General features: G+C 65.7%; 21 protein-coding genes and 1 tRNA gene. 15 read left to right on the forward strand and 7 right to left on the reverse strand.

Going from position 1 to position 26,548, the window contains the following annotated elements:
- Positions 1 to 96: 96 nt before the first annotated feature.
- The 3 genes from P8R33_RS01685 to P8R33_RS01695 form a co-directional block, all read right to left on the reverse strand.
- Positions 97 to 2,262: a hypothetical protein gene (locus P8R33_RS01685; protein WP_278327256.1), complete on the reverse strand. Its 2,166-nt coding sequence runs from the start codon at positions 2,260 to 2,262 to the stop codon at positions 97 to 99.
- A gap of 229 nt (positions 2,263 to 2,491) precedes the next feature.
- Entirely contained in the window at positions 2,492 to 3,235 is a 744-nt protein-coding gene (locus P8R33_RS01690; protein ID WP_278327257.1) for an anti-sigma factor, read from the reverse strand.
- A complete protein-coding gene (locus P8R33_RS01695; RefSeq protein WP_278327258.1) occupies positions 3,228 to 3,746 on the reverse strand; it encodes a sigma-70 family RNA polymerase sigma factor in 519 nt (172 codons plus the stop codon). Before P8R33_RS01695 ends, P8R33_RS01690 begins: the two co-directional genes overlap by 8 nt.
- A gap of 219 nt (positions 3,747 to 3,965) precedes the next feature.
- Here P8R33_RS01695 and P8R33_RS01700 point away from each other — a divergent pair, with 219 nt between their 5' ends.
- A complete protein-coding gene (locus P8R33_RS01700) occupies positions 3,966 to 5,753 on the forward strand; it encodes a DEAD/DEAH box helicase (protein ID WP_278327259.1) in 1,788 nt (595 codons plus the stop codon).
- Between the two features lie 15 nt (positions 5,754 to 5,768).
- Here the strand turns inward: P8R33_RS01700 and P8R33_RS01705 are convergent, their stop codons facing one another.
- Positions 5,769 to 6,596 (reverse strand): universal stress protein, encoded by an 828-nt coding sequence (locus P8R33_RS01705; RefSeq protein ID WP_278327260.1) that lies wholly within the window; start codon positions 6,594 to 6,596, stop codon positions 5,769 to 5,771.
- A gap of 191 nt (positions 6,597 to 6,787) precedes the next feature.
- Here P8R33_RS01705 and P8R33_RS01710 point away from each other — a divergent pair, with 191 nt between their 5' ends.
- Complete coding sequence (locus tag P8R33_RS01710; protein WP_278327261.1) at positions 6,788 to 7,525, forward strand: EcsC family protein; 738 nt, start codon at positions 6,788 to 6,790, stop codon at positions 7,523 to 7,525.
- Between the two features lie 18 nt (positions 7,526 to 7,543).
- On the opposite strand, the gene uvrC is transcribed toward P8R33_RS01710, so the two are convergent.
- Entirely contained in the window at positions 7,544 to 9,502 is a 1,959-nt protein-coding gene (gene uvrC, locus P8R33_RS01715; protein WP_278327262.1) for an excinuclease ABC subunit UvrC, read from the reverse strand.
- 64 nt (positions 9,503 to 9,566) lie between these two features.
- Here uvrC and P8R33_RS01720 point away from each other — a divergent pair, with 64 nt between their 5' ends.
- The 4 genes from P8R33_RS01720 to P8R33_RS01735 all read left to right on the forward strand — a co-directional run bounded on the left by P8R33_RS01720 (position 9,567) and on the right by P8R33_RS01735 (position 14,583).
- On the forward strand, positions 9,567 to 10,850 hold the full coding sequence (locus P8R33_RS01720) for an APC family permease (protein WP_278327263.1): 1,284 nt from the start codon (positions 9,567 to 9,569) through the stop codon (positions 10,848 to 10,850).
- 1 nt (position 10,851) lies between these two features.
- The gene (locus tag P8R33_RS01725; protein ID WP_278327264.1) at positions 10,852 to 12,024 is read left to right on the forward strand and encodes a BaiN/RdsA family NAD(P)/FAD-dependent oxidoreductase; all 1,173 of its coding nucleotides are present in this window, start codon (positions 10,852 to 10,854) and stop codon (positions 12,022 to 12,024) included.
- Between the two features lie 157 nt (positions 12,025 to 12,181).
- On the forward strand, positions 12,182 to 13,795 hold the full coding sequence (locus tag P8R33_RS01730; RefSeq protein WP_278327265.1) for a WS/DGAT/MGAT family O-acyltransferase: 1,614 nt from the start codon (positions 12,182 to 12,184) through the stop codon (positions 13,793 to 13,795).
- On the forward strand, positions 13,792 to 14,583 hold the full coding sequence (locus P8R33_RS01735; RefSeq protein WP_278327266.1) for an esterase/lipase family protein: 792 nt from the start codon (positions 13,792 to 13,794) through the stop codon (positions 14,581 to 14,583). Before P8R33_RS01730 ends, P8R33_RS01735 begins: the two co-directional genes overlap by 4 nt.
- A gap of 4 nt (positions 14,584 to 14,587) precedes the next feature.
- Here P8R33_RS01735 and P8R33_RS01740 read toward each other — a convergent pair whose 3' ends face one another.
- Positions 14,588 to 17,317 carry a TonB-dependent receptor gene (locus P8R33_RS01740; RefSeq protein ID WP_278327267.1) on the reverse strand — a complete coding sequence of 910 codons (2,730 nt, stop codon included), beginning with the start codon at positions 17,315 to 17,317 and terminating at the stop codon, positions 14,588 to 14,590.
- 233 nt (positions 17,318 to 17,550) lie between these two features.
- Between P8R33_RS01740 and infA the strand changes: the two genes are divergently transcribed.
- The 5 genes from infA to P8R33_RS01765 all read left to right on the forward strand — a co-directional run bounded on the left by infA (position 17,551) and on the right by P8R33_RS01765 (position 19,690).
- The gene (gene infA, locus P8R33_RS01745) at positions 17,551 to 17,808 is read left to right on the forward strand and encodes a translation initiation factor IF-1 (protein WP_011413465.1); all 258 of its coding nucleotides are present in this window, start codon (positions 17,551 to 17,553) and stop codon (positions 17,806 to 17,808) included.
- Positions 17,809 to 17,814: 6 nt separating this feature from the next.
- Positions 17,815 to 18,390 carry a Maf family protein gene (locus tag P8R33_RS01750; RefSeq protein ID WP_278327268.1) on the forward strand — a complete coding sequence of 192 codons (576 nt, stop codon included), beginning with the start codon at positions 17,815 to 17,817 and terminating at the stop codon, positions 18,388 to 18,390.
- Positions 18,383 to 19,345 (forward strand): ribonuclease E/G, encoded by a 963-nt coding sequence (locus tag P8R33_RS01755; protein ID WP_347569023.1) that lies wholly within the window; start codon positions 18,383 to 18,385, stop codon positions 19,343 to 19,345. Before P8R33_RS01750 ends, P8R33_RS01755 begins: the two co-directional genes overlap by 8 nt.
- Complete coding sequence (yacG, locus tag P8R33_RS01760; protein WP_278327269.1) at positions 19,338 to 19,526, forward strand: DNA gyrase inhibitor YacG; 189 nt, start codon at positions 19,338 to 19,340, stop codon at positions 19,524 to 19,526. Before P8R33_RS01755 ends, yacG begins: the two co-directional genes overlap by 8 nt.
- 89 nt (positions 19,527 to 19,615) lie before the next feature.
- Positions 19,616 to 19,690, forward strand: a tRNA-Phe gene (locus P8R33_RS01765).
- A gap of 5 nt (positions 19,691 to 19,695) precedes the next feature.
- On the opposite strand, the gene P8R33_RS01770 is transcribed toward P8R33_RS01765, so the two are convergent.
- Complete coding sequence (locus tag P8R33_RS01770; protein ID WP_278327270.1) at positions 19,696 to 20,616, reverse strand: phosphoenolpyruvate carboxykinase (ATP); 921 nt, start codon at positions 20,614 to 20,616, stop codon at positions 19,696 to 19,698.
- Positions 20,617 to 20,676: 60 nt separating this feature from the next.
- On the opposite strand from P8R33_RS01770, the gene wrbA reads away from it, so the two are divergent.
- From wrbA to P8R33_RS01790, 4 genes are all read left to right on the forward strand, one after another.
- Positions 20,677 to 21,279 (forward strand): NAD(P)H:quinone oxidoreductase, encoded by a 603-nt coding sequence (gene wrbA / locus P8R33_RS01775; protein ID WP_278327271.1) that lies wholly within the window; start codon positions 20,677 to 20,679, stop codon positions 21,277 to 21,279.
- A 38-nt stretch (positions 21,280 to 21,317) separates the two neighbouring features.
- Positions 21,318 to 22,622, forward strand: coding sequence for a cation:proton antiporter (locus tag P8R33_RS01780; RefSeq protein WP_278327272.1), 1,305 nt, complete (start codon positions 21,318 to 21,320; stop codon positions 22,620 to 22,622).
- Positions 22,623 to 22,732: 110 nt separating this feature from the next.
- Positions 22,733 to 23,536 carry a phosphoribosylaminoimidazolesuccinocarboxamide synthase gene (gene purC / locus P8R33_RS01785; protein ID WP_278327273.1) on the forward strand — a complete coding sequence of 268 codons (804 nt, stop codon included), beginning with the start codon at positions 22,733 to 22,735 and terminating at the stop codon, positions 23,534 to 23,536.
- Between the two features lie 108 nt (positions 23,537 to 23,644).
- On the forward strand, positions 23,645 to 26,539 hold the full coding sequence (locus P8R33_RS01790; RefSeq protein ID WP_278327274.1) for a M16 family metallopeptidase: 2,895 nt from the start codon (positions 23,645 to 23,647) through the stop codon (positions 26,537 to 26,539).
- Positions 26,540 to 26,548: the final 9 nt, after the last annotated feature.

Genomic DNA, 26,548 nt, shown 5'->3' on the forward strand with positions numbered 1-26,548 from the left:
TCCATCTATCTTACAAACGAAAAAGGGGCGGAGCGCTTTTCGCGCCCCGCCCCTCCCTGCTGGTCCGCAGGGAAGCTTGCGGACCGGACCTGGGGCTTACCAGGAAGCCTGGAAGCCGGCCCGGGCGCCTACCTCGCCGGAGTCGAAGCCTACGCCGACGCCGCCGGTGAACACCGTGCTGTCGCTGATGCGGTAGCCGAAGCTGGCCGAACCCGCGACGCGTTCGTTGAAGTAGCCGAAGCCGCCGGCCACGCCGAAGGTCTTGCCGGGCATGATGATCGGCGATTCCATGGCGAGGGCCAGCGCGACACCTTCATTGGCGCGGCGGGCCTGGGTGTTGTTCTCGTCCGCCAGGTCGAACAGGATGCTCGTCTGGTTCTGAAGGTCCGAGATCGCTGCCGAATTGGCCGCGATGGTGCCGGTGTTGTTGGCGATCAGCATCGAGTTGGTCATGATCGCCGCCGAGTTTGCCTGCACGTCGCTGAAGCTGGCAAGATTGCTCAAGCCGTTGGAGCTGCTGACGCCGAGCGTGCCATTGGCATCTGCGGTGACGAAGGCGATCGGGCCGACCTGCGAACCGCTGCTCGCATCGAGTGAGGCGACGACGACCTGTCCGTCGTTCGTGGCGGTCGCGCCGTTGCCGATGGCGACCGAGTTCGCACCCGAGGCGACTGCTTCGTTACCCATGGCGACTGCGCCGTCGCCGCTGGCTGCGGCTGCTTCTCCGACCGCGACCGAGCGGACGCCCGATGCATTGGCGAGGTGGCCCAGCGCGGTGGCGCGTTCGGCTCCGGCGCTCGACTGCCAGCCATAGGCGGTTGCGCCCGGACCGGTGGCAACGCTCTCGCCGCCGACTGCGGTGGTCGAGTTGCCCATCGCCATGGCGGTGTCGCCGATGGCCAGTGCGTCGATGCCGTTGGCGACGGCTTCGTTACCGATGGCGGTGCTGAAGTCGGTCTGTGCATCGGCATTCTCGCCGACCGCTACCGAGCGGACACCCTGCGCCGTGGCGAGGTGGCCGACGGCAGTGGCACGCTCTGCACCGGCAACCGACTGCCAGCCGAAGGCACTCGCGCCCGGACCGGTGGCAACGCTCTCGCCGCCGATGGCCGAGGTCGAGTTACCCGTCGCCATTGCATCGGCACCAAGTGCCAGTGCGTCGACACCATCGGCTACCGAACCGTCGCCGTCGCCGTCGCCGTCGCTACCGATGGAAATCGCTCCGACGCCGCGCGCTTCGGCGTCGCCCCCAAGGGCAATGCCGGCATCGTCAGTCGCCAGCGCGCCGAATGCGCCGCCGTCGGTGTTGCCGCCGATGGCGATGCCGCCGCGACCCTGGGCCGCTGCCGCTTCACCCACGGCTACCGAAGCGAAGCCGTCGGACGTGGCGAGGTGACCCAGCGCGGTCGAGCGTTCCGCATTGGCGCGGGCCTGCCAGCCATAGGCCGAGGCGCCCGGACCGGTCGCGACACTCTCGCCGCCGACTGCGGTGGTGGAGTTGCCCATCGCTGTGGCGGTGTCGCCCACGGCCAGCGCGTCGATGCCGTTGGCGATCGATTCATTGCCGATGGCGGTGCTGAAGTCGGTCTGCGCATCAGCATTCTCGCCGATGGCAGTGGAGCGTTCGCCCTGTGCCGTGGCAAGGTGGCCCAGCGCGGTGGCGCGCTCTGCGGTGGCTTCGGCGCGCCAGCCGAAGGCGCTAGCGCCCGGACCGGTGGCAACGCTCTCGCCGCCGACGGCCGAGGTCGAGTTGCCCATGGCCATCGCGCTATCACCGACTGCGAGGGCGTCGATGCCGTTGGCTACCGATTCATTGCCGATTGCGGTGCTGAAATCGGACTGCGCGTCGGCATTCTCGCCGACTGCGGTCGAACGTTCGCCTTGCGCGGTGGCAAGGTGGCCGACAGCCGTGGCGCGCTCGCCGGTCGCTGCCGAACGCCAACCGATGGCGCTGGCGCCCGGACCTTCGGCGAAAGCTTCGCCGCCGATCGCGGTGGTGGACGGGCCGCGCGCCGTGGCGGGCGCGGTGCCCTCGTCGTCGCTGCCGACGGCGACGGCATCTGTGCCGTCCGCAATCGCGCCGGTACCGACGGCGACGCCGCCGTCGCCGGTCGCGGTCGCATCGGTGCCGCACTCGGTAGAGTTGGTGTTTGCGTCATTGCACTCTGGCGTGCCGTCGGCCTGTGCCGACGTTGCCATCGCAAACATCGCAGTGCCGGCGAGCAGCGCGGCGGCCAGGCGGGTGTTGGTTGTCTTGATCATATGCTTTCTTCCTATTCGGACCAGAAAGCCGATCTGCGCGGGTCATCCCCTCCCACAGTGGACGGCGATCACCATCCGGGCTGCGCGAAGACCTGCGGGTCTCGGCTGCCGTCCCGACCGGGACAGCGCGCGCAGCTACCCGGACGGTGCCCGATCGGATGCACCGTGGATGAACAAAGTTTTCAGATAAACGGTAAGTGGTTGTTTCTTAAAGAAAGAAAATGCAGCGTCAGACCCTGTCGAGCGCGCCGGCAATAAGGATCGGCGGTGTCGGAGCCTCATGCGGAATGCCCGTGTCCTCTTCGAACGTGACCGCAAGCGTCGAACCCGCCACCAGCAGCTCGGCCTCGCGTGCCGAGAGATCGCGCGCGAAGCTGCCGCTTTGCGGGATCGACCCGAGCGAGACCGGTGCGCCGCCCTCCGGAATGACCCAGAGTTCGGGTGCCTCGCCCTCGCCCGCCGTAAAGCCGTCGATCGACAGCGAGAGGCGGCGGTTCTGCGGATCTACCACGCCTGCAAGCCTGCGCCCGGCGTCCTCGTCCTGCAATTGCGCGACGAACTGTTCGCTCGGTGCAAGCGCCACGCCAGGCGGCAGCGTCTCGACCGTCTCGGGCGTGGAGAGGAACAGGACGAGCGCGGCAGCTGCCGCCCCCAGCCCGGCAATCGCCGTGGCGATGCTCCAGCCCGAGGGTCCGCGCGAAGCCTCCGGCATGGTCGCAACTGCCGTCTGCACTTCCGCATCGAGCCGCGCTTCGATCCCGGCCCAGACGGACGGTGAGGGCAGCATCCGACCCGCGGCCTCGCCCATCGCACCGAGGCGGCGCTCCCACCATGCTACGGCATCGGCGAAGTTTGCATCGCTCAGCATGGAGCGCTGCGCTGCGCTGCGTTCTTCGCCCTCGAGCACGCCGAGAGCATATTCGCCTGCGCGGACGAAGGGATCGTCTTCCACAATGGCGGTATCGTCAGCCACCCAGGCACCCTTTCAGCCCGGCAAGGCCGCGCCTGATCCAGCTCTTCATCGTGCCGAGCGGCACGTTGACCTTCTCCGCCAGTTCCGAATGCGAATAGCCTTCGAAAAACGCCAGCTTGATCGACCGGCGATGGTCGCCCTGCAATTTCTCGAGACATCGCGCCAGCGCGCGATTGTCTTCCATGTCGCATAGCCATTCGTCGGCGGGCTTGATGTCGTCGTCTTCCACCTCTGGCAGCGTGTCGCCCGCCAGTTCCTCCCCGCGCGCACTGCGGCGCAGATCGTTGAGCGCCGTGTTACGAGCAATCGTGCAAAGCCACGTGATGGGGCTGCCCTTGGCAGGGTCGAAGCGGGCGGCGCGTTTCCAGACCTTGACGTAAACGTCCTGCAGCAGGTCTTCGGCGCGCTCACGCTCCCGCACGATCCGCACGATCGTCGCGAACAGCTTGGCGGACGTCATTTCGTAGACGGTATGCAGCGCGGGCCGGTCGCCCTTGGCAACCCCCGACATGGCATCCAGCAATTGTGCGCGCCTGTCGATTAGGCTGGCTCCCCTGTTCCGGCGGAAACTGTTTGAGTCCAAGGGCTTTGTCAACAGCTGAAGCAAGCCTTCGCAATTGCACAAAAAACCACGAGCCAAACGCGTCGCCTTGCGCTATAGGGCCCGCACTACCCGCGCGCCCAGAGCCGTGCCCCATGCACCGCAGCGCCGGACAACACACGAGATTCCATGTCCTTCGAAACCCTTCCGCCGGTGATCGGCGATGCGCTCGCCGCACGCGGCTATGATGCGCCCACTTCCGTCCAGGCTGCCGTTATCGAACCCGAGGCCAAGGGCCGCGACCTCATCGTGTCGGCGCAAACCGGCAGCGGCAAGACCGTCGCCTTCGGCCTCGCGCTGGCAGACGAGCTGCTTGCCGAACTGGGCGGCACGCCGCTGGCCGAAAAGCCCCTCGCCCTCGTCATCGCACCCACACGCGAGCTGGCGCTGCAGGTCAGCCGCGAGCTCGGCTGGCTCTATGGCGGGGCAGGCCTGCGCATCGCGACATGCGTCGGCGGGATGGATGCGAGCAAGGAACGCCGCAATCTGCGCGGCGGCCCGGCGATCGTTGTCGGCACACCCGGGCGCCTGCGCGATCATATCGAGCGCGGGGCGCTGGACCTCTCCGGCCTGATCGGCGTGGTCCTCGACGAGGCGGACGAGATGCTCGACATGGGCTTTCGCGAGGACCTGGAAGAGATCCTCGACGCGACGCCCGATGCGCGGCGCACGCTGCTGTTCTCCGCCACCATGCCGCGCCAGATCGAACGATTGGCCGAGCGGTACCAGCGCGATGCACTGCGCCTCTCCCTCGTGGGGGAGGATCGCGGGCATGGCGACATCGCCTATCAAGCAATCACCGTGGGCCCGTCGGAAATCGAGAATGCGGTGGTGAACCTGCTGCGCTTCCACGAGGCGGAGACGGCCATCGCATTCTGCGCCACGCGCGAGAGCGTGCGGCGGCTACACGCGACCTTGCAGAACCGCGGCTTCGGCGTCGTGGCCCTGTCCGGCGAGCATTCGCAGAGCGAGCGCAACAGTGCGCTGCAAGCCCTGCGGGACGGTCGCGCGCGGGTGTGCGTCGCGACCGACGTTGCGGCGCGCGGGATCGACCTGCCGTCGCTAAGCCTCGTGATCCATGTCGAGATCCCGCGCGATGCGGAAACACTCCAGCACCGCTCGGGCCGGACGGGGCGCGCCGGGCGCAAGGGGACTGCGGCCATCGTAGTGCCCTACAACCGCCGCCGCCGGGTCGAAGGCATGCTCCGCGGTGCCGGGATCGACGCGCAATGGATGGACGCGCCGACCCCGCAAGCGATCCGCAAAAAAGATCGCACGCGCCTGATCGAAGCGATCACCGAGCCGCGCGAGTTCGAGGACGACGACCGCGAGATCGCCGCCGACATCATGAGCCGCATGAGCCCGGAGGACATCGCCGCCGCGCTTGTCCATGCCCACCGCGCCGATCTGCCCGCGCCCGAAGAGTTGCTCGCCAACACGCCCGAGGCGCGAGAGAAGGCGAAGGCCGAAAAGCATCGCCCCGGCTTCGAGGATGTGGTGTGGTTCAAGATGGACATCGGCCGCCGCCACAATGCCGAGCCGCGCTGGATCCTCCCGTTGATCTGTCGCCGCGGGCACATCACCCGTAACGAAATCGGCGCGATCCGCATCGGCCAGCACGAAAGCTGGTTCCAGGTGCCGCGCGCCGTCGCTGGCAAGTTCGCCGACGCCGTGGCCCGCACCGCCTCGCCCGAAGACGAGCAGGACGCGATCGCCATCGTCGAATCGCCGGAGGGCCCCCGCGTGGAGGCGCGCCAGAACCGCAAGCACGGTGGAGCGAAGGTCCATGCCCGCCTGATGGGCAAGCGGGATCATGGCGGTCCGGGCAAGCGCCCCGGCGGAAAGCCTCCCTTCAAGAAGGGCAAGCCGGGCGGCGGCAAACCCTTCAAGGGGAAGCGCAAGCCTGCGAAAGGCTAAGCTGACCGCCCGCGCTCAGTGCGTGAGCAGCAGTGGCACCGTCACATCGCCCAACATGGCGCGGGTCGTTCCGCCGAAGATTCGCTCGGCAAGCCGGGTGCGGCCATAGGCGCCCATCACGATCAGCCCGACCTTGCGCGCTTCTGCGGCCTTGCGCAGCGCGGCGTCGACACCGTCCTCGTCCTCGCCGATCTCGACCATCTCGCAAGCGATGCCGTGGCGCGAGAGGTAGTCCGCTCCGGCGACCGGAGGCAAATCCGGCAAGCTGCCCGCGCGTCCCTTGCGCGTCTTTTCCTTTGCAGTTGCCAGATAGACGTGGCTCGCTTGGCGCAAAAAGGGCACCGCTGCTTTCAGCGCGTGGCTCGCTTCCGCCGACCCGTCCCAGGCGACCAGTACCGGTGCGCCCACTTCGAAGCGCTGGCAATCCGCCGGCAGCACCAGCACCGGGCAATCGGCGTTCACCGCCAGCTCCCCGGCAGTGAACGACGCGCCTTTCGCATTGGTGCGCGGTTCCTGCGCGCCGACTACGACGAGATCGTTGAGCGAGGACGCGTGCAGCAGCGCGAGGGCCGTCGGCCCGGCGGCATCGACCCAGTCCCACGACACGCCCTCGTTGGCCATGTCCTTCTGCGTTGTTTCCTTCAGCGCGGCCGCTTGCTCGCGCCAGACCGGAACCATCGCAGCGAAGGCTGCGCCATAGGGATCGACTGCGCCGGCAGCCTCGTAAGGGACCGCATGCAACAGGGTGAGATGCGCATCGAACGCGCGCGTAATGTCGAGCACCGCGTCGAGGCGCTTCGAAAAGCCGTCGTCGCCGGTGGCGTTGAACAGGATGGATTTCATGATGCGTCTCCTTCTCGATTGTTCCGCAACAGACATGCCCCCAGTGCCGTACTTGCCTGACAACGTTATTCCGAGTGCAAGGCCATTTCCTTGATCCGGCGCAAACGCGTCCGGAAATCGGCGGTGAGACGGTAACCCCGCATAACGCTAGGAGAACTGGAACGCGCCAGCCTGTCGGCCATTGCCCCTGTATGGACATTCAACGCGAGCAGCGGAATTTTCGCCAGAGCAAGCCGTCGCGCCTCGGCAGGGGCATCGAACGGCTCACCCACCCCTTGGGTAAGACCCTCGCCGATCTGGTGCCTAAGCGCGCAGTCGAGATGATCCTGAACGGCCTCGACCGGGCCGTCGACGCGCCGCAGCTGGTCCGCTTTGATCACGAACCCAAGGATTTTGACGCGGCCCATCGGGCTGCCGAGAAGGTCACCCGGGCGGCACGCAGCGTCAGCGCGACGACCGGTGCGGCGGCGGGCCTGGGCGGCGCATTGTCGATGAGCGCCGACATTCCAGCGACGATCGCGATTGCCCTGCGCGTCATCCGCGACACGGGCCGCGCTTATGGCTTCGAAGGCCAAGGCGAGGCGGAGAAGCTGTTCCGCCTCCAGATCCTAGAGCTCGCCGCGCTGAACGATCCGGAGCAGCGCAAGGCCCGCATCGCCGATCTCGAACAGGGCATCGGCGGGGAAGGCCAGCTGGTCCACGCCGACCACGAACGCATCACGCCCATCGTCGACCAGGTGGTCGAGCGCATCAGCCGCGCCCTTGCATTCGCCTCCGTCCGCAGCCGCATCGGCATGGTCGTGCCGCTGGTGGGATCGGTGGTCGGCGGAATCGTCAATTCCTCGTTCCAGAACGACGTCGGCAAGGCCGCCCGCTTCGCCTTCCAGGCGCGGCGGCTGCGCGCGGAAGAGGGTGTGATCGAGGGGTAAGCGGGCGCGAAGCCTGCTCTACCCCCCCGCGTGATAGAAATCGTAGATCTTCTGCGCGACCGCCGCGCTGATGCCGGGGGCGCGTTTCAGGTCGTCGAGCGCGGCCGCCCGCACCTTCCCCGCCGTTCCGAAATGCAGCAGCAGCGCGCGCTTGCGTGAGGGGCCAATGCCGGGGATTTCGTCCAGCGGGCTGGCCGTGATCGCGCGGCTGCGCTTGGCGCGGTGGGCCCCGATGGCGTAGCGGTGGACTTCGTCGCGCAGCGTCTGGAGATAGAATAGCAGCGGCGAGTTGACCGGCAGCGTCTTCTCGCGACCGTCGGGGAAGTGGAACACTTCGCGCCCCTCGCGGCCGTGGTGCGGGCCCTTGGCGATGGCGATCAGGGGCAAGTCCTCGATCCCCATTTCCGCCAGCGTATCGCGCACGCTGGACATCTGGCCCTTGCCGCCATCGATCAGGACGAGGTCGGGCCAGACGGTCTCGTGGCTGTTCTTCTTGCCCTCCTCGCCGTCCGGGTTCTCGGCGAGATTGCGGAAGCGGCGGCTCATCACCTCGCGCATCATGCCGAAATCGTCATTGGTTTGTGCGGTCTTGATGTTGAACTTGCGGTACTGGCCCTTCTCGAACCCTTCCGGCCCGGCGACGACCATCGCGCCCAGCGCCTTGTCGCCCTGGATATGGCTGTTGTCGTAGACCTCGATGCGCTGCGGCACATCCTCCAGCTCGAGGAATTCGGCGAGCTCGCGCTGGATTTTCGCCTTGGCACCGCTCTCCGCCTGCCGCCGCTCAAGCGCTTCCACCGCGTTGCGCGTCGCCTGCTGCATCAGCTTGCGCCGTGTGCCGCGCTGGGGAATGGAGATGGCGACGGCGTGTCCGGCCTTTTCGCACAACGCCTCGGCGATCAGCTCCTGCTCGGGGAGTTCGCGATCGACGAGGATGGTCTTGGGCGGCGGCACCTCTTCATAAAATTGCAGCAGCACATCGGCGAGCACCTCCGCCTCCTCCACATCGCCCGTATTGCGCGGGAAGATCGCGCGATGGCCCCAGTTCTGCCCGCCGCGGATGAAGAAGGCCTGCACGCCCATGTGGCCGCCCTTGGCCGCCAGCGCGAAGACATCCGCATCGCCGACGCCGCTGGCGTTGATCGCCTGGCTGCCCTGGATGAAAGTCGCCGCGCGCAGGCGGTCGCGCAGGATCGCAGCCGTTTCGAAGTCGAGATCCTCCGCCGCCTTAGCCATCTGCTTTTCGAGGTCGGATTGCACCGCGCTGGACTTGCCGCCGAGGAAATCCTTCGCCTCGCGCACCAGCGAAGCATAGCCCGCCTCGTCGATCCGGCCGACGCAGGGGGCGGAGCAGCGTTTGATCTGGTACAGCAGGCAGGGCCGGTCGCGATTGTTGAAGAAGCTGTCGGTGCAGCTCCTCAGCAGGAACAGCTTCTGCAGCGCGTTGAGCGTCTTGTTCACGCTGCCTGCGCTGGCGAAGGGGCCATAGTAATTGCCCTTGGCCCGCCGCGCGCCGCGATGCTTCTGGATGCGCGGATAGGCATGGTCGGCGCGCAGCAGGATGAAGGGGAAGCTCTTGTCGTCGCGCAGCAGCACGTTGAACGGCGGACGATAGCGCTTGATGAGCTGCGCTTCGAGCAGCAGCGCTTCAGCCTCGGAGTTCGTAACCACGATCTCCATCCGGCGGCACTGGCTGACCATGCGCTGCAACCGGTTGGTGAGCGCCTTCACCTGCGTGTAATTCGCCACCCGCGCCTTCAGGCTGCGCGCCTTGCCGACATAGAGCACGTCGCCCCGCGCATCGAGCATGCGGTAGACGCCGGGGCGGGGTTTCAGCGTCTTCACCGTCTCGCGGATCGCCGTGAGCCCGGCTTCCAGATCGGGTTGCGCGCTGGCGACGGTATAGGTCGCGCGTTCCTCGTGGAAACGCTCCTTGCCTCTCGGGTCGTGGGGGGAACCGGCTTTCGTGCGCGACATGGGTGGCAGATAGTGCGCGCACTCCGCTTGTGCAAAGCCGCGTTTGCCGCCATCCCCACCCGCCATGGACGGGAAAGACATCGCACCGCCGCGCACGGTCGGCTTCTGGGGGACGGCGCTGTTCCCGCTCAACGGGATGATCGGGGCCGGGATCTTCGCCCTTCCCGCCGTGCTGGTGGCGGCCGTCGGCAATTTCGCGCCGTGGATGATGCTGGTTGGCGGCGTGCTCTTCCTGCCGCTGGCGCTGTGCTATGCCTGGATGAGCGCGCGGTTCGAACATAGCGGCGGTTCGGTGCTCTATGGCGAGGCAGCGTTCGGTCGCTTCGTCGGCTTCCAGGCGGGCTGGGCACGCTATGTCAGCGCCATCGTCACGGCGGCGGCGAACATGCATGTGATGGTCGCCTATCTCGCGGTGGTATTTCCGGGACTGGACGGGCCGGTCGCAGCTCCGGTTGCAGTGGCTGTCGGGCTGGCGATCATCACCGCGATCAATCTTTACGGCATGCGCGCTTCGGTCGGGACGCTGGGCGTCATGACCGCAATCAAGCTGTTGCCGCTGGCCGCGCTGGTGGTGTCGGCATTCTTCGCCAGTGGAGAGCTGGGCGCTGTTACTCTCCCGCAGTTTAGCCAGGTCGAGACGGTGATCCTGCTTACATTCTACGCCTTCATCGGCTTCGAGGGCGTGATCGAGGCGGCGGGCGAATTCAAGAACCCCAAGCGCGACGTGCCGCTGTCGATCGTCACCATGGTGAGCGGGGTGACGCTGATCTACATGGCGGTGATCTGGGCCTTCATCCTGATCGGTCCCGAATTCGCGGGCGAGAACAATGCGCTGGCCGGCTCCGCCGAAGCGGCGATGGGCCAGATCGGGTCGCTCGCCATCGTGATCGCCGCCAGCTTCAGCATCGGGGCGAACAATTTCGCCAGCGGCGTCGCCCAGCCGCGGCTGATGTACGGCATGGCGCGGCGCGGCATGCTGCCGAGCTGGTTCGCCTATGTGCACCCGCGATTCTTGACGCCGTTCAACGCCATCCTGTTCTACGGCGTGGCGGCCATCCTGTTCGGGCTGTGGGAGGGCTTTACCGTGCTGGCGGTGGCGGGCACGCTGATCCGGCTGGTGACCTATATCGTGACCAGCTGTGCCCTCCCCGTGCTGGAGCATCGCGAGGGGCGGATCGTGCCACTGCACCTCGCTTGCGTGATCTTCGCGGTCGGCAGTTCGCTGTTCATCGCGAGCCAGACCGCGTTGCAGGCCTGGCTGGTGCTCGGCGGCATATTGGTGGTCGGCGCAGTGCTGTATTTCGTCGCCGCGCGGCAGCAGCCGGACTACGCGCTCGACGAGGGCTGACATGGCGGAGCGTTACGATGCGATCGTGCTGGGCGCAGGCGCCGCCGGGCTGATGTGCGCCGCGAGGGCGGGCCGGCGGGGCAAGCGCGTGCTGGTGCTCGAACGCGCGGAGAAGCCGGGGAAGAAAATCCTCATCTCGGGCGGCGGACGGTGCAATTTCACCAATATCGGCGCGGGTCCGGCGAATTACCTTTCGCAAAATCCGCATTTCGCGAAGAGCGCGCTGGCCCGATACACGGCGCGCGATTTCCTCGAACTGGTCGAGAGCTACGGCATCGCCTGGCACGAGAAGACGCTCGGCCAGCTGTTCTGCGACGGCTCGGCCAAGCAGATCGTGGCAATGCTGTTGGAGGAATGCGCGAAAGGCGACGCGGACGTGCGTTGCGGCGAGGAGGTCGCCTCGGTCGAGCATGACGACGATTTCACCGTTGCGACCCAGACAGCTGCTTACAGCGCACCGGCCCTCGCCATCGCCACCGGAGGGCCGTCGATCCCGAAGATGGGCGCAACCGGTTTCGCCTACGATCTCGCCCGCCAGTTCGGGCTCAAGGTGGTCGAGCCGCGCCCCGCCCTCGTCCCGCTGACTCTCGGCGGCGAAGAGGTGCTTTTCCGCGAGATCTCGGGCGTCTCCGCGCCGGTCGTCGCCAGCGCGGGCAAGGCCAGCTTCCCCGAAGCCGCCCTGTTCACCCATCGCGGCCTGTCCGGCCCGTCGATCCTACAGGCGAGCAGCTATTGGTCGCCGGGCGAGCCGGTGGTCGTGAACTTCCTGCCCGGTCACGCCGATGGCTGGCTGTTCGACGCCAAGCGCGAGATGCCGCGCGCCACTCTCAAATCATTGCTCCGCGATGCCCTGCCCGACCGATTGGCGGACATTCTCGCCGAAAAGCTGGGCATATCGACCGAACTGGGCAACGCGCCCGACAAGGCATTGCGGGCCGCGGAAGAGCGGTTGCGGCGTTGGGAATTCCGCCCCAATGGGACCGAAGGTTTCGCCAAGGCCGAGGTGACCGTCGGCGGTATTTCGACAGCCGAGCTTTCCAGCAAGACCATGGAAGCAAAGCGAATTCCCGGGCTCTACGCCATTGGCGAGGCAGTCGACGTCACCGGCTGGCTGGGCGGCTACAACTTCCAGTGGGCCTGGGCGAGCGGCGTCGCGGCGGCCGAGGCGTTGTGAATCGCTGCCGCTAGGGAAGGCATTGACGGGCGCGGCAAGTTGACCGGACCCGCGGAATCGCTAGCTTGCCATGTGACGGACCCGTGAAAACACGGGCCGCGCAGGGGATGCCGCCACACGCTCGCAACGGGTATGGGGTAGCGCGGAAAGGAACTACATGCGCCAACTCCAGGGCATGGATGCGAGCTTCGTCGCGCTGGAAACGCGCAATTCGCCGATGCACATCGGCTCGATCCTGATCTACAACCCGGAGACCGCGCCCGGCGGCTTCGTCCGCTTCAAGGACATTTTGAGTTTCTTCGAAAGCCGCATGCAGCTTTCCCGCACGATCCGCCAGCGGCTGGTGCGCGTGCCCTTCGACCTCGACTATCCCTACTGGATCGAGGACCCGGACTTCGACCTCGAATATCACGTCCGCCATATCGCTCTGCCCAAGCCAGGCGACTGGCGACAGCTGTGCATCCAGGCGGCGCGCATCTTCGCCCGCCCGCTCGACCTGACGCGCCCGCCGTGGGAGTTCACCGTGGTCGAGGGTCTGGAGAACATCGAAGGCGTTGCGAAAGGCAGCTACGCCATGGTGACCAAGGTCCACCACGCCGCGATCGACGGGATGAGCGGGGTCGATCTGCTGGAGGCGATGCACACGCTCGATCCGAACGAGGCCGCCCCGCAGTCCCCGGACGAATGGCAGCCGGAGAAGGTGCCCAATCCCGTCGAACTGCTCGGCAAGAGCTATTTCAACGCGATCACCAATCCGATGAAGCAGCTGGAAGTCGCGGCCAAGGCTGCGCCCGGCCTCGCCAAGGCTCTGAAGGGCATGGTCGCCAAGGAATTCGACCTGTCGCGCGAGATGATCGCGCCCAAGACCCGCTTCAACCGCAAGATTTCGGGTCACCGCGTGGTCGAAGGGCGCAGCGTGCCGCTTGCCGATATCAAGATGATCCGGCAGGCGGTCGACAGCGCAAAGGTCAACGATGTGTTCCTCGCTATCGTCGGCGGCGCGCTGCGGAAATACCTGCTCGCCAAGGACGACCTGCCCAAGAAAACGCTTACCGCGATGGCCCCGATCTCGGTCCGCACCAAGGACGAGAAGGGCGACATGGGCAACCAGGTCGCCGCCATGGTCGCCCCGCTGGGCACGCATATCGAGGACCCGCTGGAGCGGCTGCAATATTGCCACGACCGCACCAAGAACTCGAAAGCGATGACCGAGGCGATGGGCGCCCGCAACATGACCGAAGCGAGCAAGGTCAGCCCGGCCCTGTGGATGAGCCTCGGCGCGCAGCTTTATACCCGCCTCGGCCTCGCCAATCGGGGGGTCGGCCCGATCTTCTCGACCGTGGTGACCAATGTCCCTGGCCCGCCGGTGCCGATCTATTCGAGCGGCGCGCGGCTGGAGAGCCAGATGGGCCTCGTCTGCCTGACCGACGGCATGGGTCTGGGCCATGTGGTGCAGAGCTATACCGACGAAGCGACGATCAGCTTTACCGCCTGCCGCGAACTGCTGCCCGATCCCGATTTCTACATCGAGTGCATCGTCGAAAGCTTCGAGGAACTGCGCGATGCGGCCAAAGCGGCGGCGGAATCCCCGGCGAAGAAGCCCGCCGCCAAGAAAGCTGCGCCGAAGAAAGGCGCGACTACGACCAAAAAGCCTGCCGCGAAGAAGCAGGCTGCAACGAAAGCGCCCGCCAAGCCGAAGAAAACCGGCACGAAACGGGCCACCAGCCGTTCGACGGCCACCCGAGAAGGGAAAGGATCGCAAACATCATGACTACCGCAACTGCCAAGACGGCAACCGAAGCGCGCCCGCCGCACACGCTGCTTGCCCTGACCGAGCCGAGCCGAGCCATGGGCGAATTCGCCAGCTTCCTGGCGCTGCGGCCGCTGCTCAAGCGCCTGCCGAAGGGCGACGGACATGGCGTGCTGGTGCTGCCCGGCTTCATGGCGTCGGATGCCTCGACGCGGCCCTTGCGCACGATGCTGGAGCGGCTCGGCTACGATGCGGTCGGCTGGAACCTCGGGCGCAACCTGCGGGTCGACAACGCTCGGATCGAAGCGATGATGGCCTGCGTGGATGAAATCCACGCGCGCACCGGCGACAAGATTTCGATCGTCGGCTGGAGCCTCGGCGGGGTCTTCGCCCGCGAGCTCGCCAAGCTGGCACCCGAAAAAGTCCGCATGGTCATCAGCCTCGGCAGCCCGATCAGCGACGATCGCAATCACACCAATGCGCGGCGGCTGTTCGAACTCCTCAACGGACGCGAACCCGAACCGATGCAGACCGGCAATTTCCGCGATCTCGCCAAGGCGCCGCCGGTGCCGACCACCTCGATCCTGACCAAGGGCGACGGCGTGGTCCACTGGCGCGGATCGGTGCAGGCGGCCGATCACGAATGCTGCGAGAACATCGAGGTGATCGCCAGCCACATCGGCCTCGGCGTCAATCCGGCAGTGGTCTATGCCATCGCCGACCGCCTCGCCCAGCCGGAAGGCGAGTGGCATAAGTTCAGACCGCGCGGCATCGCCAATATCGCTTTCCCGCGATCGCGCCTGCACTGACCCGCTAGAACGCCTTCCTGACGTCGATGCCGAGATAGCGCCCCGTGGGGTCGATCCGCAGCGGATCGTAGGCATCTGGCACGACACCGTCCTCATCCACCACGCGGCGGCGCGCGTCGAAAATATTGTCGGCCTTGAGCGAGACCCGCAGGCCCTTGAGCCAGCCCTCGTCCTTGTCGAACACCTCGCCGAGATCGGCGAAGAGCCGAAGGTCGAGGGTCGCAAGATCGTCGAAGAACAGGTCGCTCGACCCGGGCAGACCGCTGCCGTTGAGCCGCGCCTTTCCGGTGTATCGGCCCGACAACCGCAAGCCGTAGCCCTGCCAGAATAGCCCACCCTCCAGCCGAGCAGAGTTCTCGGCAATTGCGCCGCCGCCCAGCACATCGCCGGCGAGCTGGTCGAACAGCGGCCCGCCGTCTGTTAGAAGTATCTCGTTCTCCAGCGCACGATCGAAATTGACGCTGAAGAAATAGCGTGGTCGCTTGTCCTCATCGTCGCCGCCGCGGTTAATAGGGTTCATCCCACCACGTCGCCCGCCACCTCGGCTGGCCTGACCTCCCGTCCGTGCGCCATCGGCAGAACACATCCGCTCACGCAGTGCCTTGAGCCGCTCGGGGTCGATCTCCCCATCCTCGTTCCTTAGCCGGGCCAGCATGGCCTCCGGCAAGCCATCGAGTTGGGGCGGATCGGCGCAGATGGCGGTGCGCATGGCGGCAAATCGTTCGCGCTGCTCGGCGCCCTCTCCGCAGAAACGCTCGCGCGCAGCGGCGATCTTCTCGGGATCGGGATTGCCGCTGTCGTCCAATAGGCGTGCGCGGAACTGTTCGGGGATCTGCGAGAGGTCCGGCATCTCGCCTTGCGGCACTCCGCAGAAGGCCTTGCGCAGCGCTTCCATGCGCGCAGGGTCGAAGCCGCCACGCGCGCCTGCCTCGCGCTGCTGCGCTTCACGCCCTGCTCCGCGCCCGGAACGTTCACCCCGCTCGGGCGCCTTGCCGATCTGCCCGCGCGCGTTGAACCCGATCGACAGAATACGGCTGCGCGTTTCGAACAGGGTTATCGGGCGGCGATCGATTGCCAATAGGTCGCCATCGGCATCGCGCGTCACACGGTCGGGGAAGGCTTCCTCGAAGGCGGCGCTGAAGCCGGGCGTAGAGGTAACATCGTTGGAGCGATTGATCCCGTATTCCAAGTTCAGCCGCGCATCCTCCCAGAAGGGCAGGCGCCAATTGCCGGAGAACTTCCAGTCCGATTGCGTTTCCGCGACGAGGTTAGGATTTCCGCCGGTGACCAGGGTGACCAGCTCGGTCGCCCCGCTGGCATAGTCGAACACCGGCACGTTGAACTCGTCGATCCGCGGGCTGCCCAGATTGGTCAGGCTCGGCGCGACTTCGCGGCGGAAATAGGTCGCGCCCAGCGTCAGGTTCTCGAACGGCCGCCAGGTTGCGCCAGCCGTCCAGTCGGTCAGCACGCTGAAGTCGGACAGTTCGTCGATCCCCGCGGACAGGTTCAGGCTGAGATCGCCGATGGCTCCCAGCGCTCCGTCGCGTTCGGCGATGGGTACGGCGAGATTGATGCCGCCGTCGACCCGCCTACGGGTGAGTGACAGATCCGTATCGGAGCGTGTGTCGGCGCTCTCGAGCCGCGTCCAGTCGAGACCCGCATCCAGCGTTACGGCCACGTCGCCCGCCGGAAGTGCGAGCGGATAGCCGGTGAGGGTCGCGTTGTTGGTGATGCTGTAGGTCTTGCTGTCGGCGACATCGAAGCCCGAGGCGCCGAACCGGTCGATTTGCGTTTCGCCATCCGTGAAAACCGCGTCCGAGATGAAATTGGCTTTCCAGTCGCCGAATGCGGAATTGAAGGTCCCGCCGAGCGAGATCGTGTCGGTTTCGCTACGCCGTTCGAGCGGTGTCAGACCGTCGTTCGCCAACCCCGACAGGCTACGGCTACGGTCGCGGTTGAGGGTGGCGTTCAGGCTGATGGAATCGCCACTCTCCATGAAGGCGCGCGCATAATTCGCGGTCAGCTCGCCAGCCCAGGTGTCGGACACCAACGAGCGGAATGGGGCTTCGTTTTCGCGCCCTTCGATGGCCAAGCCGCGCTCCGCCTCGGTGAGCAGGCTGCGATCCTCGACTTCGGCATTGAAGTTGAGCCGACCTTTCTCGCCGATCCGCAGATAGGTGAGTTCCTGCTCGTTATAGGAATAGCCGCCGCGCGAAGGCTGCTCGTATTCGACCTCCGCAGTGACGCTCTGGAAATTGGGCTTCAGGATGATGTTCACCACCCGCTGGTCGGGCGAATAGCCGAAGCGCTGGGCCACTTCCTCGGGAAAGACCTCGATCTTGGCGACAGACTCCGGCGGGTAGGAGCGGAATTCGCGCCAGCTCGACACGCGGATCCCGTTGATCAGGAAAACCGGGCGTCCGCCGCCGCGGCTGCCACGGGCTCCGCTACTGGTGGCAGGCTGGATCGCCTCGATGATGTCGGCGATCGAACCGCCGCCGAAAGCTGCGATGTCCTCTTCATCATACTCGGCGATGGGCGGCTGATCCACGATCAGCTGGCCGCGAATTCGCCTACTGGTGACGACGATCGTGTCGTCGTCGTATTCCGGCTCTTCGGTCTCCTGCGCGTCGTTAGCGGGCTCCTGCGCGATCTCGGACGCTTCTTGCGCGAGACCAGTATTCGCGGAAACAAGCGCGGCGAGCGAGACGGTAATTGCAAGGCAATGCTTCAAGGGATCAGCTTTCGTATTTCGATGTAACCGCCCCTCTCCTCCGTCAGTGTAGGAAACCCTTCACCGTTACAACAGGTGATGACGTATCGGATTGTAACCGGTCGAAGCGCATCCCACATTGGTCGGACAGCGACCCGTGGCGCGGCGACGAGCGCCGAGGCTTCCCTTTTCGCAGGCTTGCCGCTACAGGGCGCGACCACGAAGCTTCACTCAGATACGGATAGACAGACTGCATGGCCAAAGAAGAACTCCTCGAAATGCGCGGCAAGGTAGTCGAGCTGCTGCCGAACGCGATGTTCCGGGTTGAGCTCGAGAATGGCCATGAAGTGCTCGGCCACACGGCCGGCAAGATGCGCAAGAACCGCATCCGCGTGCTGGTGGGCGACGAGGTGCTGTGCGAACTGACGCCCTACGACCTGACCAAGGCCCGCATAACCTATCGCTTCATGCCCGGCCGCGGTGGCCCGGGCCAGGGCCCCGGCCCGCAGTAAACGCGCGTGAGCTCGCCAAAGCTCATCCTTGCATCGGCAAGTCCCCGCAGGCGCGAACTGATCGCGCGCCTCGGCGTCACGCCGGATGCCATCGCTCCCGCCGATATCGACGAGACGCCGCGCAAAGCCGAACTGCCGCGCGATTATGCCAAGCGTATGGCGCGCGAGAAAGCGGAAGCTGCCGCGGCCGACGATGGCTTCGTGCTGGCGGGCGACACGGTCGTGGCGGCCGGTCGCCGCATCCTGCCCAAGGCGGAGGACGAGGCGACTGCGCGCCAGTGCCTCGAACTGCTTTCCGGCCGCCGCCACCGCGTCCTATCGGCCATTGCCCTGCGTGCGCCCGACGGCACGATGCGCGAGCGGTTGAGCGAGACGGCGGTCCTGTTCAAGCGCCTCTCTGCAGAAGAGATCGACGCCTATCTCTCCAGTGGCGAATGGGACGGCAAGGCGGGCGGATACGCCATTCAGGGCATCGCGGAGGGCCTCATCAGCCGCATTCAGGGAAGCCATTCTGGCGTGGTCGGGTTGCCGCTGTACGAAACACGTGCATTGCTGAAAGCGGCGGGGTTCGACATTGCCTGAGACCAGGCCGGAGTGGTTCGTCGAGCATGGCATCGGCGAGACGCGCGCGCTGTCGATGGATGGCGACAAGCCCGTAGCCGCGAAATTGCGTTGGCCGGGCGAGCTTGTTCCCGGCGAGGCATTCGAAGGCAAACTGCTCCGCAAGTCTGGATCGCGCGGCATGGCCGCGCATCCGTCGGGCCGAGAGGTCCTTGTCGATCGCCTGCCTCGCGATGCGAGCGAGGGCGCGACCATCCCTCTCACAATCACGCGCACCGCCATGACCGAACGCGGTCGCTTCAAGCTGGCGGCTGCTCGCCCGACGACGGCGACATCCGCACCGGCGGACAGTCCGATCGAAGCCGGAAAACCCGTCCGGAGTTTTCCTGACGGTGCGTGGGAGGACATCTGGCACGCTGCATCCTCCGGCGAAGTGAAATTCAGCGGCGGATCGCTGCTATTCGCCGTAACGCCGGCGATGACGCTGATCGACATCGACGGGGACCTGTCCCCTCGCGAGCTTGCGTTGGCTGCCGTGCCGGAAATCGCGCGCTGGCTGCCGCTGTTCGATCTCGGTGGGTCCATCGGGATCGACTTCCCCACTCTTGCAACCAAGGCGGACCGCAAAGCGGTGGACGCAGCATTGGAACACGCGCTCGCGGACTGGCCCCACGAGCGCACCGCCATGAACGGCTTCGGCTTCGTCCAGATCGTCGCGCGGCTCGAAGTCCCCTCGCTGCTACACCGCTTTGCGACCTCCCGCGTCGGCATGGCCGTGCGCATGGCGCTGCGCCGGGCGGAAATGGTCGAGGGCCCGGGCGTGACCCTTCTGACGGTCCATCCCGCGCTGAAAGCCAAGCTGAAGCCGGAGTGGCTCGCAGAACTCGAACGCCGCACCGGTCGCCCAACGCGCGTCGAGACCGATCCCGGTCTTGCGATCGAGGCGGCGCAGGCCCAGATCGTGCCGCATGACTAAGCCTGCCAAGCCCTGCCCGATCTGCAAGAAAACCCGGAGCGAGGAATTCAGCCCGTTCTGCTCCAGCCGCTGCCGCGACCGCGACCTGTCGCAGTGGTTCGGCGATGGTTACAGCGTGCCCGGCCGCCCCGCCCTGCCCGAAGAAATCGCGGCGGAGGTGACGGGCGGGCGGGAAGACTGAATTCCCCCTTGCCAAGGCGCGCCAGCTTCGCCATAGGCGCGCTCTCATTGCTCGCGGGGGCTTGTTCGCCCCCTTTGCCGAAGCCGTGTGCCCGGGTAGCTCAGTGGTAGAGCAGACGATTGAAAATCGTCGTGTCGGTGGTTCGACTCCGCCCCTGGGCACCACTTCGCTACCCGAGCGATTTCAGCATTTCCGTGACTGCATTCACGCTTTTATCCAGCACCACCAGATCGCGCGGACGGGTCAGGCGATAGACCGGGACCTGTGCCGCGATCTGCGCCGCAATAGCACCTTGCTGCGTCCATAAGCCCATCTCCTCCAGCGCCTCGGGCCGGTAGATCGTCCCGGCGAGCACCGCCGTCAGCCCTGCGCCACCGGTCAGCCGATCCAGCGCGAGTTCGCTTCCGCTTTGGAGCACCACGATCGCGTCGAGCGGCATGGCGCCCGCGCCCGCATGGTGCGCGGGGACCCGACAGTGAAACTTGTCGTCGCGCAGCCAGTCCCGCACGATGATGCGGTCCTCCCAGCCGAGATGCTCGATCGCTTGGCTCCAAAGCTTCAGCCGGCTGCTCGACGGGTAGAGAAGCGCAGCGCCTTCGTCCGGTGCCGCACGGCTGAGATCGTCCGCCACTAGCGCCGCGCCGCCGGCGATCATCGCCGCCGCCATGGTGCTCTTGCCCTCGCCCGCCTCGCCGCAGAACAGCACGCACCGCCCGTCCAGCTCGACGGCGCTGCCATGCCACATCGCCTGTCCGCGCTGGTAGCCGAGCAGACCCCAAGCGCTGCCGAGCGTGAACAATTGCAACTCGCGCGGATCGGCGCTGAGCGAGGGATGCAGCAGGATGCGCCTTCCTTCCTGCACCTGCCAGCCCCCAACCCCGTCCACGGCGAACCGCACACCCTGCTCGCCGATGCCGGTGCGGCCGTCGCTCGGACAATCGGGACATGGTTCGTCGGACAGCAGTATCGCGATATCCGGCTCGCCCTCGTCATCGGTACGAAATGCTTCCCACGCCTCGAGTTCGATCTGCGAGCCGACGAGGAGGCCGGAATGGCGATAGCGCCATGGCAGGACAGGACTTCCCATCATGCGGAACCCCCGCGCTCGCTGCACGCTATGACCATCGAACCGAACAAAAAGGAATCCCCCATGACCCGCATCCTCGTGCTCTATTATTCGTCCTACGGCCACACTGCCAAGATGGCAGAGGCAATTGCCGAAGGCGTGCGCGAGGCGGGCGCCGAGGCAGCGGTACGTCACGTGCCCGAAACCGCTCCGCAGGAAGTGGTGGAAAGCGCAGGTTTCCAGCAGATGGAAGGCCACAGCTGCATCGGCGGGCCGGACGAACTGGCGGAGTACGATGGCATCATCGTCGGCAGTCCCACCCGCTATGGCCGGATGAGCAGCCAGATGGCAGCCTTCTGGGACCAGACCGGCGGACTATGGCAGAAGGGTGCGCTGATCGGCAAGGTCGGCGCAGCCTTTACCTCCACCGCGAGCCAGCATGGCGGGCAGGAGACGACGCTGTGGTCGATCCTCAACAATCTGCTGCACATGGGCATGACCGTGGTCGGTCTCGATTACGGTTTCGAAGGACTGGTCGGCGTCGACGAGGTCAAGGGCGGCGCGCCCTATGGTGCCACCACGATCGCCGATGGCGACGGATCGCGCCAGCCGAGCAAGGTCGAACTCGATGGCGCGCGCTATCTCGGCAAGCGGGTGGCGAACACGGCAGCGAAACTTTGCGGCTGAGGGTTGTGCTGGCGTGATGCCGCGCTAACCCCTCCGAGATGCACGAGACAGCCAGCAGCGCGCTATCCGCCTTCGAACTTGCCGCGATCCTCGTGGTCGCTTCGGCCCTGCTGGGCTGGCTTAATCATCACTTCATCAAGCTGCCGCACGTCATCGGGTTGACGGTGATGGGCGCGCTGGCGGCGATCGCGCTGACGGCGGTCGATGCGGTTGTGCCAGGCATCACGCTGGACGACTGGGTGACCGAGACGCTCCAGCAGCTCAATTTCACCGAAACACTGCTGCAGGGTATGCTGAGCTTCCTGCTATTCGCTGGTGCCTTGCATGTCGATCTCGACCGGCTGAAGGTCGCCTGGCTGCCGGTCCTGCTGCTGTCCACAGTGGGCGTTCTTGTTTCGACCGTGCTGGTCGGGCTCGCCATGTGGGGCGTCGGCATGCTGCTCGCTCTGCCGATCGCGCCGATCTGGTATTTCGTTTTCGGCGCGCTGATCGCCCCGACCGATCCGGTGTCGGTGCTCGGCGTGCTGAAGGAAGAGAACGTCCCCGCATCGCTCCAGAGCGCAGTTGCGGGCGAAAGCCTGTTCAACGACGGCGTGGGCATCGTGGTCTTCATCATCCTGTTGGGCGCGGCGGTGAGCGGCAATGATTTCTCCCTGTCCGAAGGCGCACGGCTGTTCGCGATCGAAGCGGGCGGCGGCATCCTGGTTGGGCTGCTGTTCGGCTGGATCGGCTATCGCGCGCTCGCCAGCATGGACGAATATACGCTGGAGGTGCTGATCACGCTGGCGGTGGTGATGGGCGGCTATGCGCTGTGCTCCTACCTCCACATCTCGGGCCCGCTGGCGATGGCGGTGGCCGGTCTGTTGATCGGCAACCAAGGGGTTACCTACGCCATGAGCGATGTGACTCGCGACTATGTCGTGAAGTTCTGGGAGCTGGTGGACGAGCTGCTCAATTCGGTCCTCTTCCTGCTCATCGGGCTGGAAATGATCGTGCTGACCGTCGGCTTCGACGAAGCGGCGCTGGCGCTGGTTGCCATTCCGATCACGCTGGCAGCGCGGGCGATCGGTATCCTCGTTTCGACCAAGGCCATTCCCGCCGCGCGATTGCAGGACAAAGGCGCAGGCCGCGTGCTTTGGTGGGGCGGCTTGCGCGGCGGCATCTCCATCGCGCTCGCCCTGTCTCTGCCGCCCGGCGAGACGCGCGACCTGATCCTCGCCGCAACCTTCGCTGCAGTGTTGTTCAGCGTCTTGGTACAGCGCGCCACGCTAGGCCGGCTGATCGAGAAGCTGAAGCGCGATCATGCTCCGGCAGTCGAAGAAGACGCCCCAACTGTCCACTGATTGCTTTAGCTGGGCCGCTTCTGTATGCGGCTTGCCGAACGCCCCGGGCAGCGGTCGCATCCGATTCCGCCACCGGGGCGCAGGCTTTTTAAGCGCGAAGGAACAGCTGCATGGCACGTCGCCGCCAGATTTACGAAGGCAAGGCCAAGATCCTCTACGAGGGTCCCGAACCCGGCACGCTGATCCAGTATTTCAAGGACGATGCGACCGCCTTCAACGCCCAGAAGAAGGGCACGATCAACGGTAAGGGCGTTATCAACAACCGCATCAGCGAGTTCGTGTTCACTCGCCTCAGCCACATCGGCATCCCGACCCACTTCATCCGCCGCCTCAACATGCGCGAACAGCTGATCCGCCAGGTCGAGATCATCCCGCTCGAAGTGATCGTGCGCAATGTCGCGGCGGGCTCGCTCAGCAAGCGCCTCGGCATCGAGGAAGGCGAGCTGCTGCCGCATACGCTGCTCGAATATTGCTACAAGGACGACAGCCTGGGCGATCCGCTGGTGTCCGAAGAGGAAATCGCCTGCTTCAACTGGTGCAGCCACGAAGAGCTGCAGGACATGGCCAGCATGGCGATCCGCATCAACGATTTCCTCTCAGGCATGTTCGCCGCGATCGACATCAAGCTGGTCGATTTCAAGCTGGAATTCGGCCGCATCTGGGACGGCGATTACAGTCGCGTGATCCTGGCCGACGAAATCAGTCCCGACGGCTGCCGCCTGTGGGATATCAACACCGGCGAAAAGCTCGACAAGGACCGCTTCCGCCGTGACCTCGGCGGGGAGAGCGAAGCCTATCAGGAAGTCGCCCGCCGCCTGAAGCTGCTGCAGGACGACGACAACGGCCCCGGCGAAGTGCTCGACATGAGCGCGCATCGCAGCCGCTTGCGCTCCCCGGTCAAACCCAAGAAATAGGCATAGGGCGCACGCACTATTGCGGCGCGCTCCGCTTGCGGCACGGCGATTTTGCCTTAGGCTGACGTCCGGACTTGCCGCTGTTGCGGCGCAATCGGGACGCATTTCATGACCAGCTTCACCCCGCGCCGGCGCATTGCCGGCCTGCCCCTGCTCGCTCTGGCAGCGGCGGCCTGCCTCATGCCTGTTCATTCAGTTGCACAGGAAACGGAGCAGGCCGCTGAGACGCAAATCGAGCCGCGCACTGTCACCGGCTGGAACTTCCCCGTCTACGACATCCCCGCCGACCCCGCCGTGCGCTTCGGCACGCTCGACAACGGCATGAAATACGCAATCATGCGCAATGCGACGCCGCAGAACGAGGTGGTGCTGCGCATGCGCTACGACGTCGGCTTCATCGACGAACTCGACGGAGAGCTAAACGCCGCGCACTTCATCGAGCACATGGCCTTCAACGGGTCGACCAATGTGCCCGAGGGCGAGATGATCAAGCTGCTCGAGCGCGAGGGGCTGAAGTTCGGCGCCGACACCAATGCCTCGACAGGCTTCGACGAGACGATCTACAAGCTGGCCCTGCCTCGCAATGACGAGAGCCTGATCGATACCGGTCTCATGCTGATGCGCGAGATCGGCTCGGAGCTAACGATCACGCAAGACGCGGTTGATCGGGAGCGCGGCATCCTGCAGTCGGAAATCCAGACCCGGAACAGCTATCAGGCGCGCAACGCCCGCACCTCCTTCAAATTGCTCGCTCCGGACACGCTTTACGCCACGCGCTATCCCGGTCCCGATGGTGCCGGCCCCACCGCCACGGTAACCGCCGAACAATTGCGCGCGATGTACGAGCGCTATTACCGGCCGGACAATGCCACGCTGGTGATCGTAGGCGATGTCGATCCCGACATGATCGAGGCCAAGATCCAGGAGCGCTTCGCTGACTGGCAGAAGCCGGAAGAGCCGCTATTCGTGACCGACGTCGGCGAGATCGATTTCGAACGCGCTCCCGCAGCGACCAATTTCGTCGATCCGGCAATCGATTATATCGTCGAGATAACCCGCCAGTCGCCTTACGTCGAGCGCCCCACGACCGTTGCCGAGGCGCGCCGGGCATTCCAGATCGGCGTCGCCTCGCAAATCGTCAATCGCCGTTTGCAGAAGCTGGCGCTATCGCCCGAATCTCCGGTCCTGCGCGCGGGGATGCGGATTGCCGATTTTCAGGATGTCGCAACGCATGCAGGAGTCACCGTCTACGCCCGCGAGGATCGCTGGGACGAAGCGCTCGCAGTCGGAGAGCAGGAGATCCGCCGCGCGCTCGAATTCGGCTTCACCGCCAGCGAGATCACCGAAGCGCTGACCAACCTCGATACGGCGCTGAAGAACGGCGCAGAGCGGCAGGCGACGCGGCCCAGCGCGACGCTGGCGAATGGCCTTATCGCAACGCTATCCGACGAGCGGCCCTTCGTGACGCCGGCAACCCGGTACGACGTGTTCAAGCAGATCCGCCCGGAACTGACGGCGGAGGCGGTCCATGCGACTTTCAGGCAAGCCTTCACCGGCTCTGGCCCGCTCATCCTAGTGGCCTCCAAAGTTCCGGTCGAGGGAGGCGAGGAGGCGATCCTGGCAAGCTATGAAATCTCACAAGAGGTTGCGGTCGCGCCGCCCGTCGAGGAGGCGACCGCCGACTTCGCATACACCGATTTCGGCACGCCCGGCACGGTGGTGGCGGACGAGCGGATCGACGATCTCGGCTTCCGCGCGCTGACGTTCGACAATAATGTGCGGCTCAATCTCAAGCCGACCGAATTCAAGGACAACGAAGTTCGATTTCATGTCCGCATCGGCGCGGGCGAGCTGGGCTACGGGCTGGACCATCCAGGCGCGACGATGATGCTGAATTCGGTCTACGGACTTGCAGGGCTGGAGCAGCACGGTTTCGAGGAGCTGCGCCGCATCCTGGCGGGGCGGAATGTGAGCCTCGGCATCGCCTCCGCAACTGATCACTTCCATGCCGCAGGAACCACCAAGGCAGCCGATTTTGAGCGTCAGATGGAAGTGACCGCAGCCTATCTGACGGCTCCCGGCTATCGCGCCGAAGCCGAGGCCCGTTGGAATGCGATCATTCCGCCCTTCATTGCGCAGACCGACGCCTCGCCGATCAACGTCTTCCGCAACGAGGTTCGCCGCGTGATCGCCGGAGGAGACAAGCGCTTCGGGACGCTGGACAAGCAGGAACTGCTCGGGCTGACGCTCGAAGACTTGCGTGCCGCCGTCGCGCCGGGGCTCGAACAGGGTGCGATCGAGATCGCCGTGGTCGGCGATTTCGAAGAACAGCAGGTGATCAACGCCGTCGCGCGGACCTTCGGTGCCTTGCCGGAGCGACCCGAGGCACTGCGCGACTACCCCGAAGCGCGGCAGGTTGCCTTCCCGCAGGATCGCAGCCTGCGCACGCTCTACCACAAGGGTGAGGCCGATCAGGGCCTTGTCCATGTCGCCTGGCCGACCGATGACGACGACGATCATAAGGCGGAGATTACCGGCCAGCTTGCCGCAGCTGTCATCAGCCTCAGACTGACGGAAAAGCTGCGCGAGGAGCTTGGCGCGACCTATTCGCCCGAGGCCTATTCCAGCATGTCGAGCGCGTTCGACGGCTTCGGCTATCTCGGCGCGCTAGCCATCGTCGAACCGGCGAAGCAGGCTTTGGCCTTCGACGCCATCGACGAAATCGCCGCCGAGATGCGTGAGACGGAAGTGGACGACGACCTGCTGGCACGCGCCCGCAACCCGCTGGTGGAGCGTATCGCCAAGCAGCGGCGCGAGAACAGCTATTGGGTCGGCGCGCTCGAAAGCGCCCAGCTGCGCGCCGACCGCCTCGACCGCATTCGTCGCTACGAGCCGCGGCTGCGCGAGATCACCGCCGCCGACATCCAGGCTTTCGCCCGGCGCTACCTGACCGCCAACGGCGTGCTGCGCATTGCCGTCGTCCCGGAAGGCAGCGGCGAATAAATCCGGCGG

Source organism: Qipengyuania flavescens, assembly GCF_029688735.1.
In the GTDB taxonomy this organism is placed as follows: Bacteria; Pseudomonadota; Alphaproteobacteria; order Sphingomonadales; family Sphingomonadaceae; genus Qipengyuania.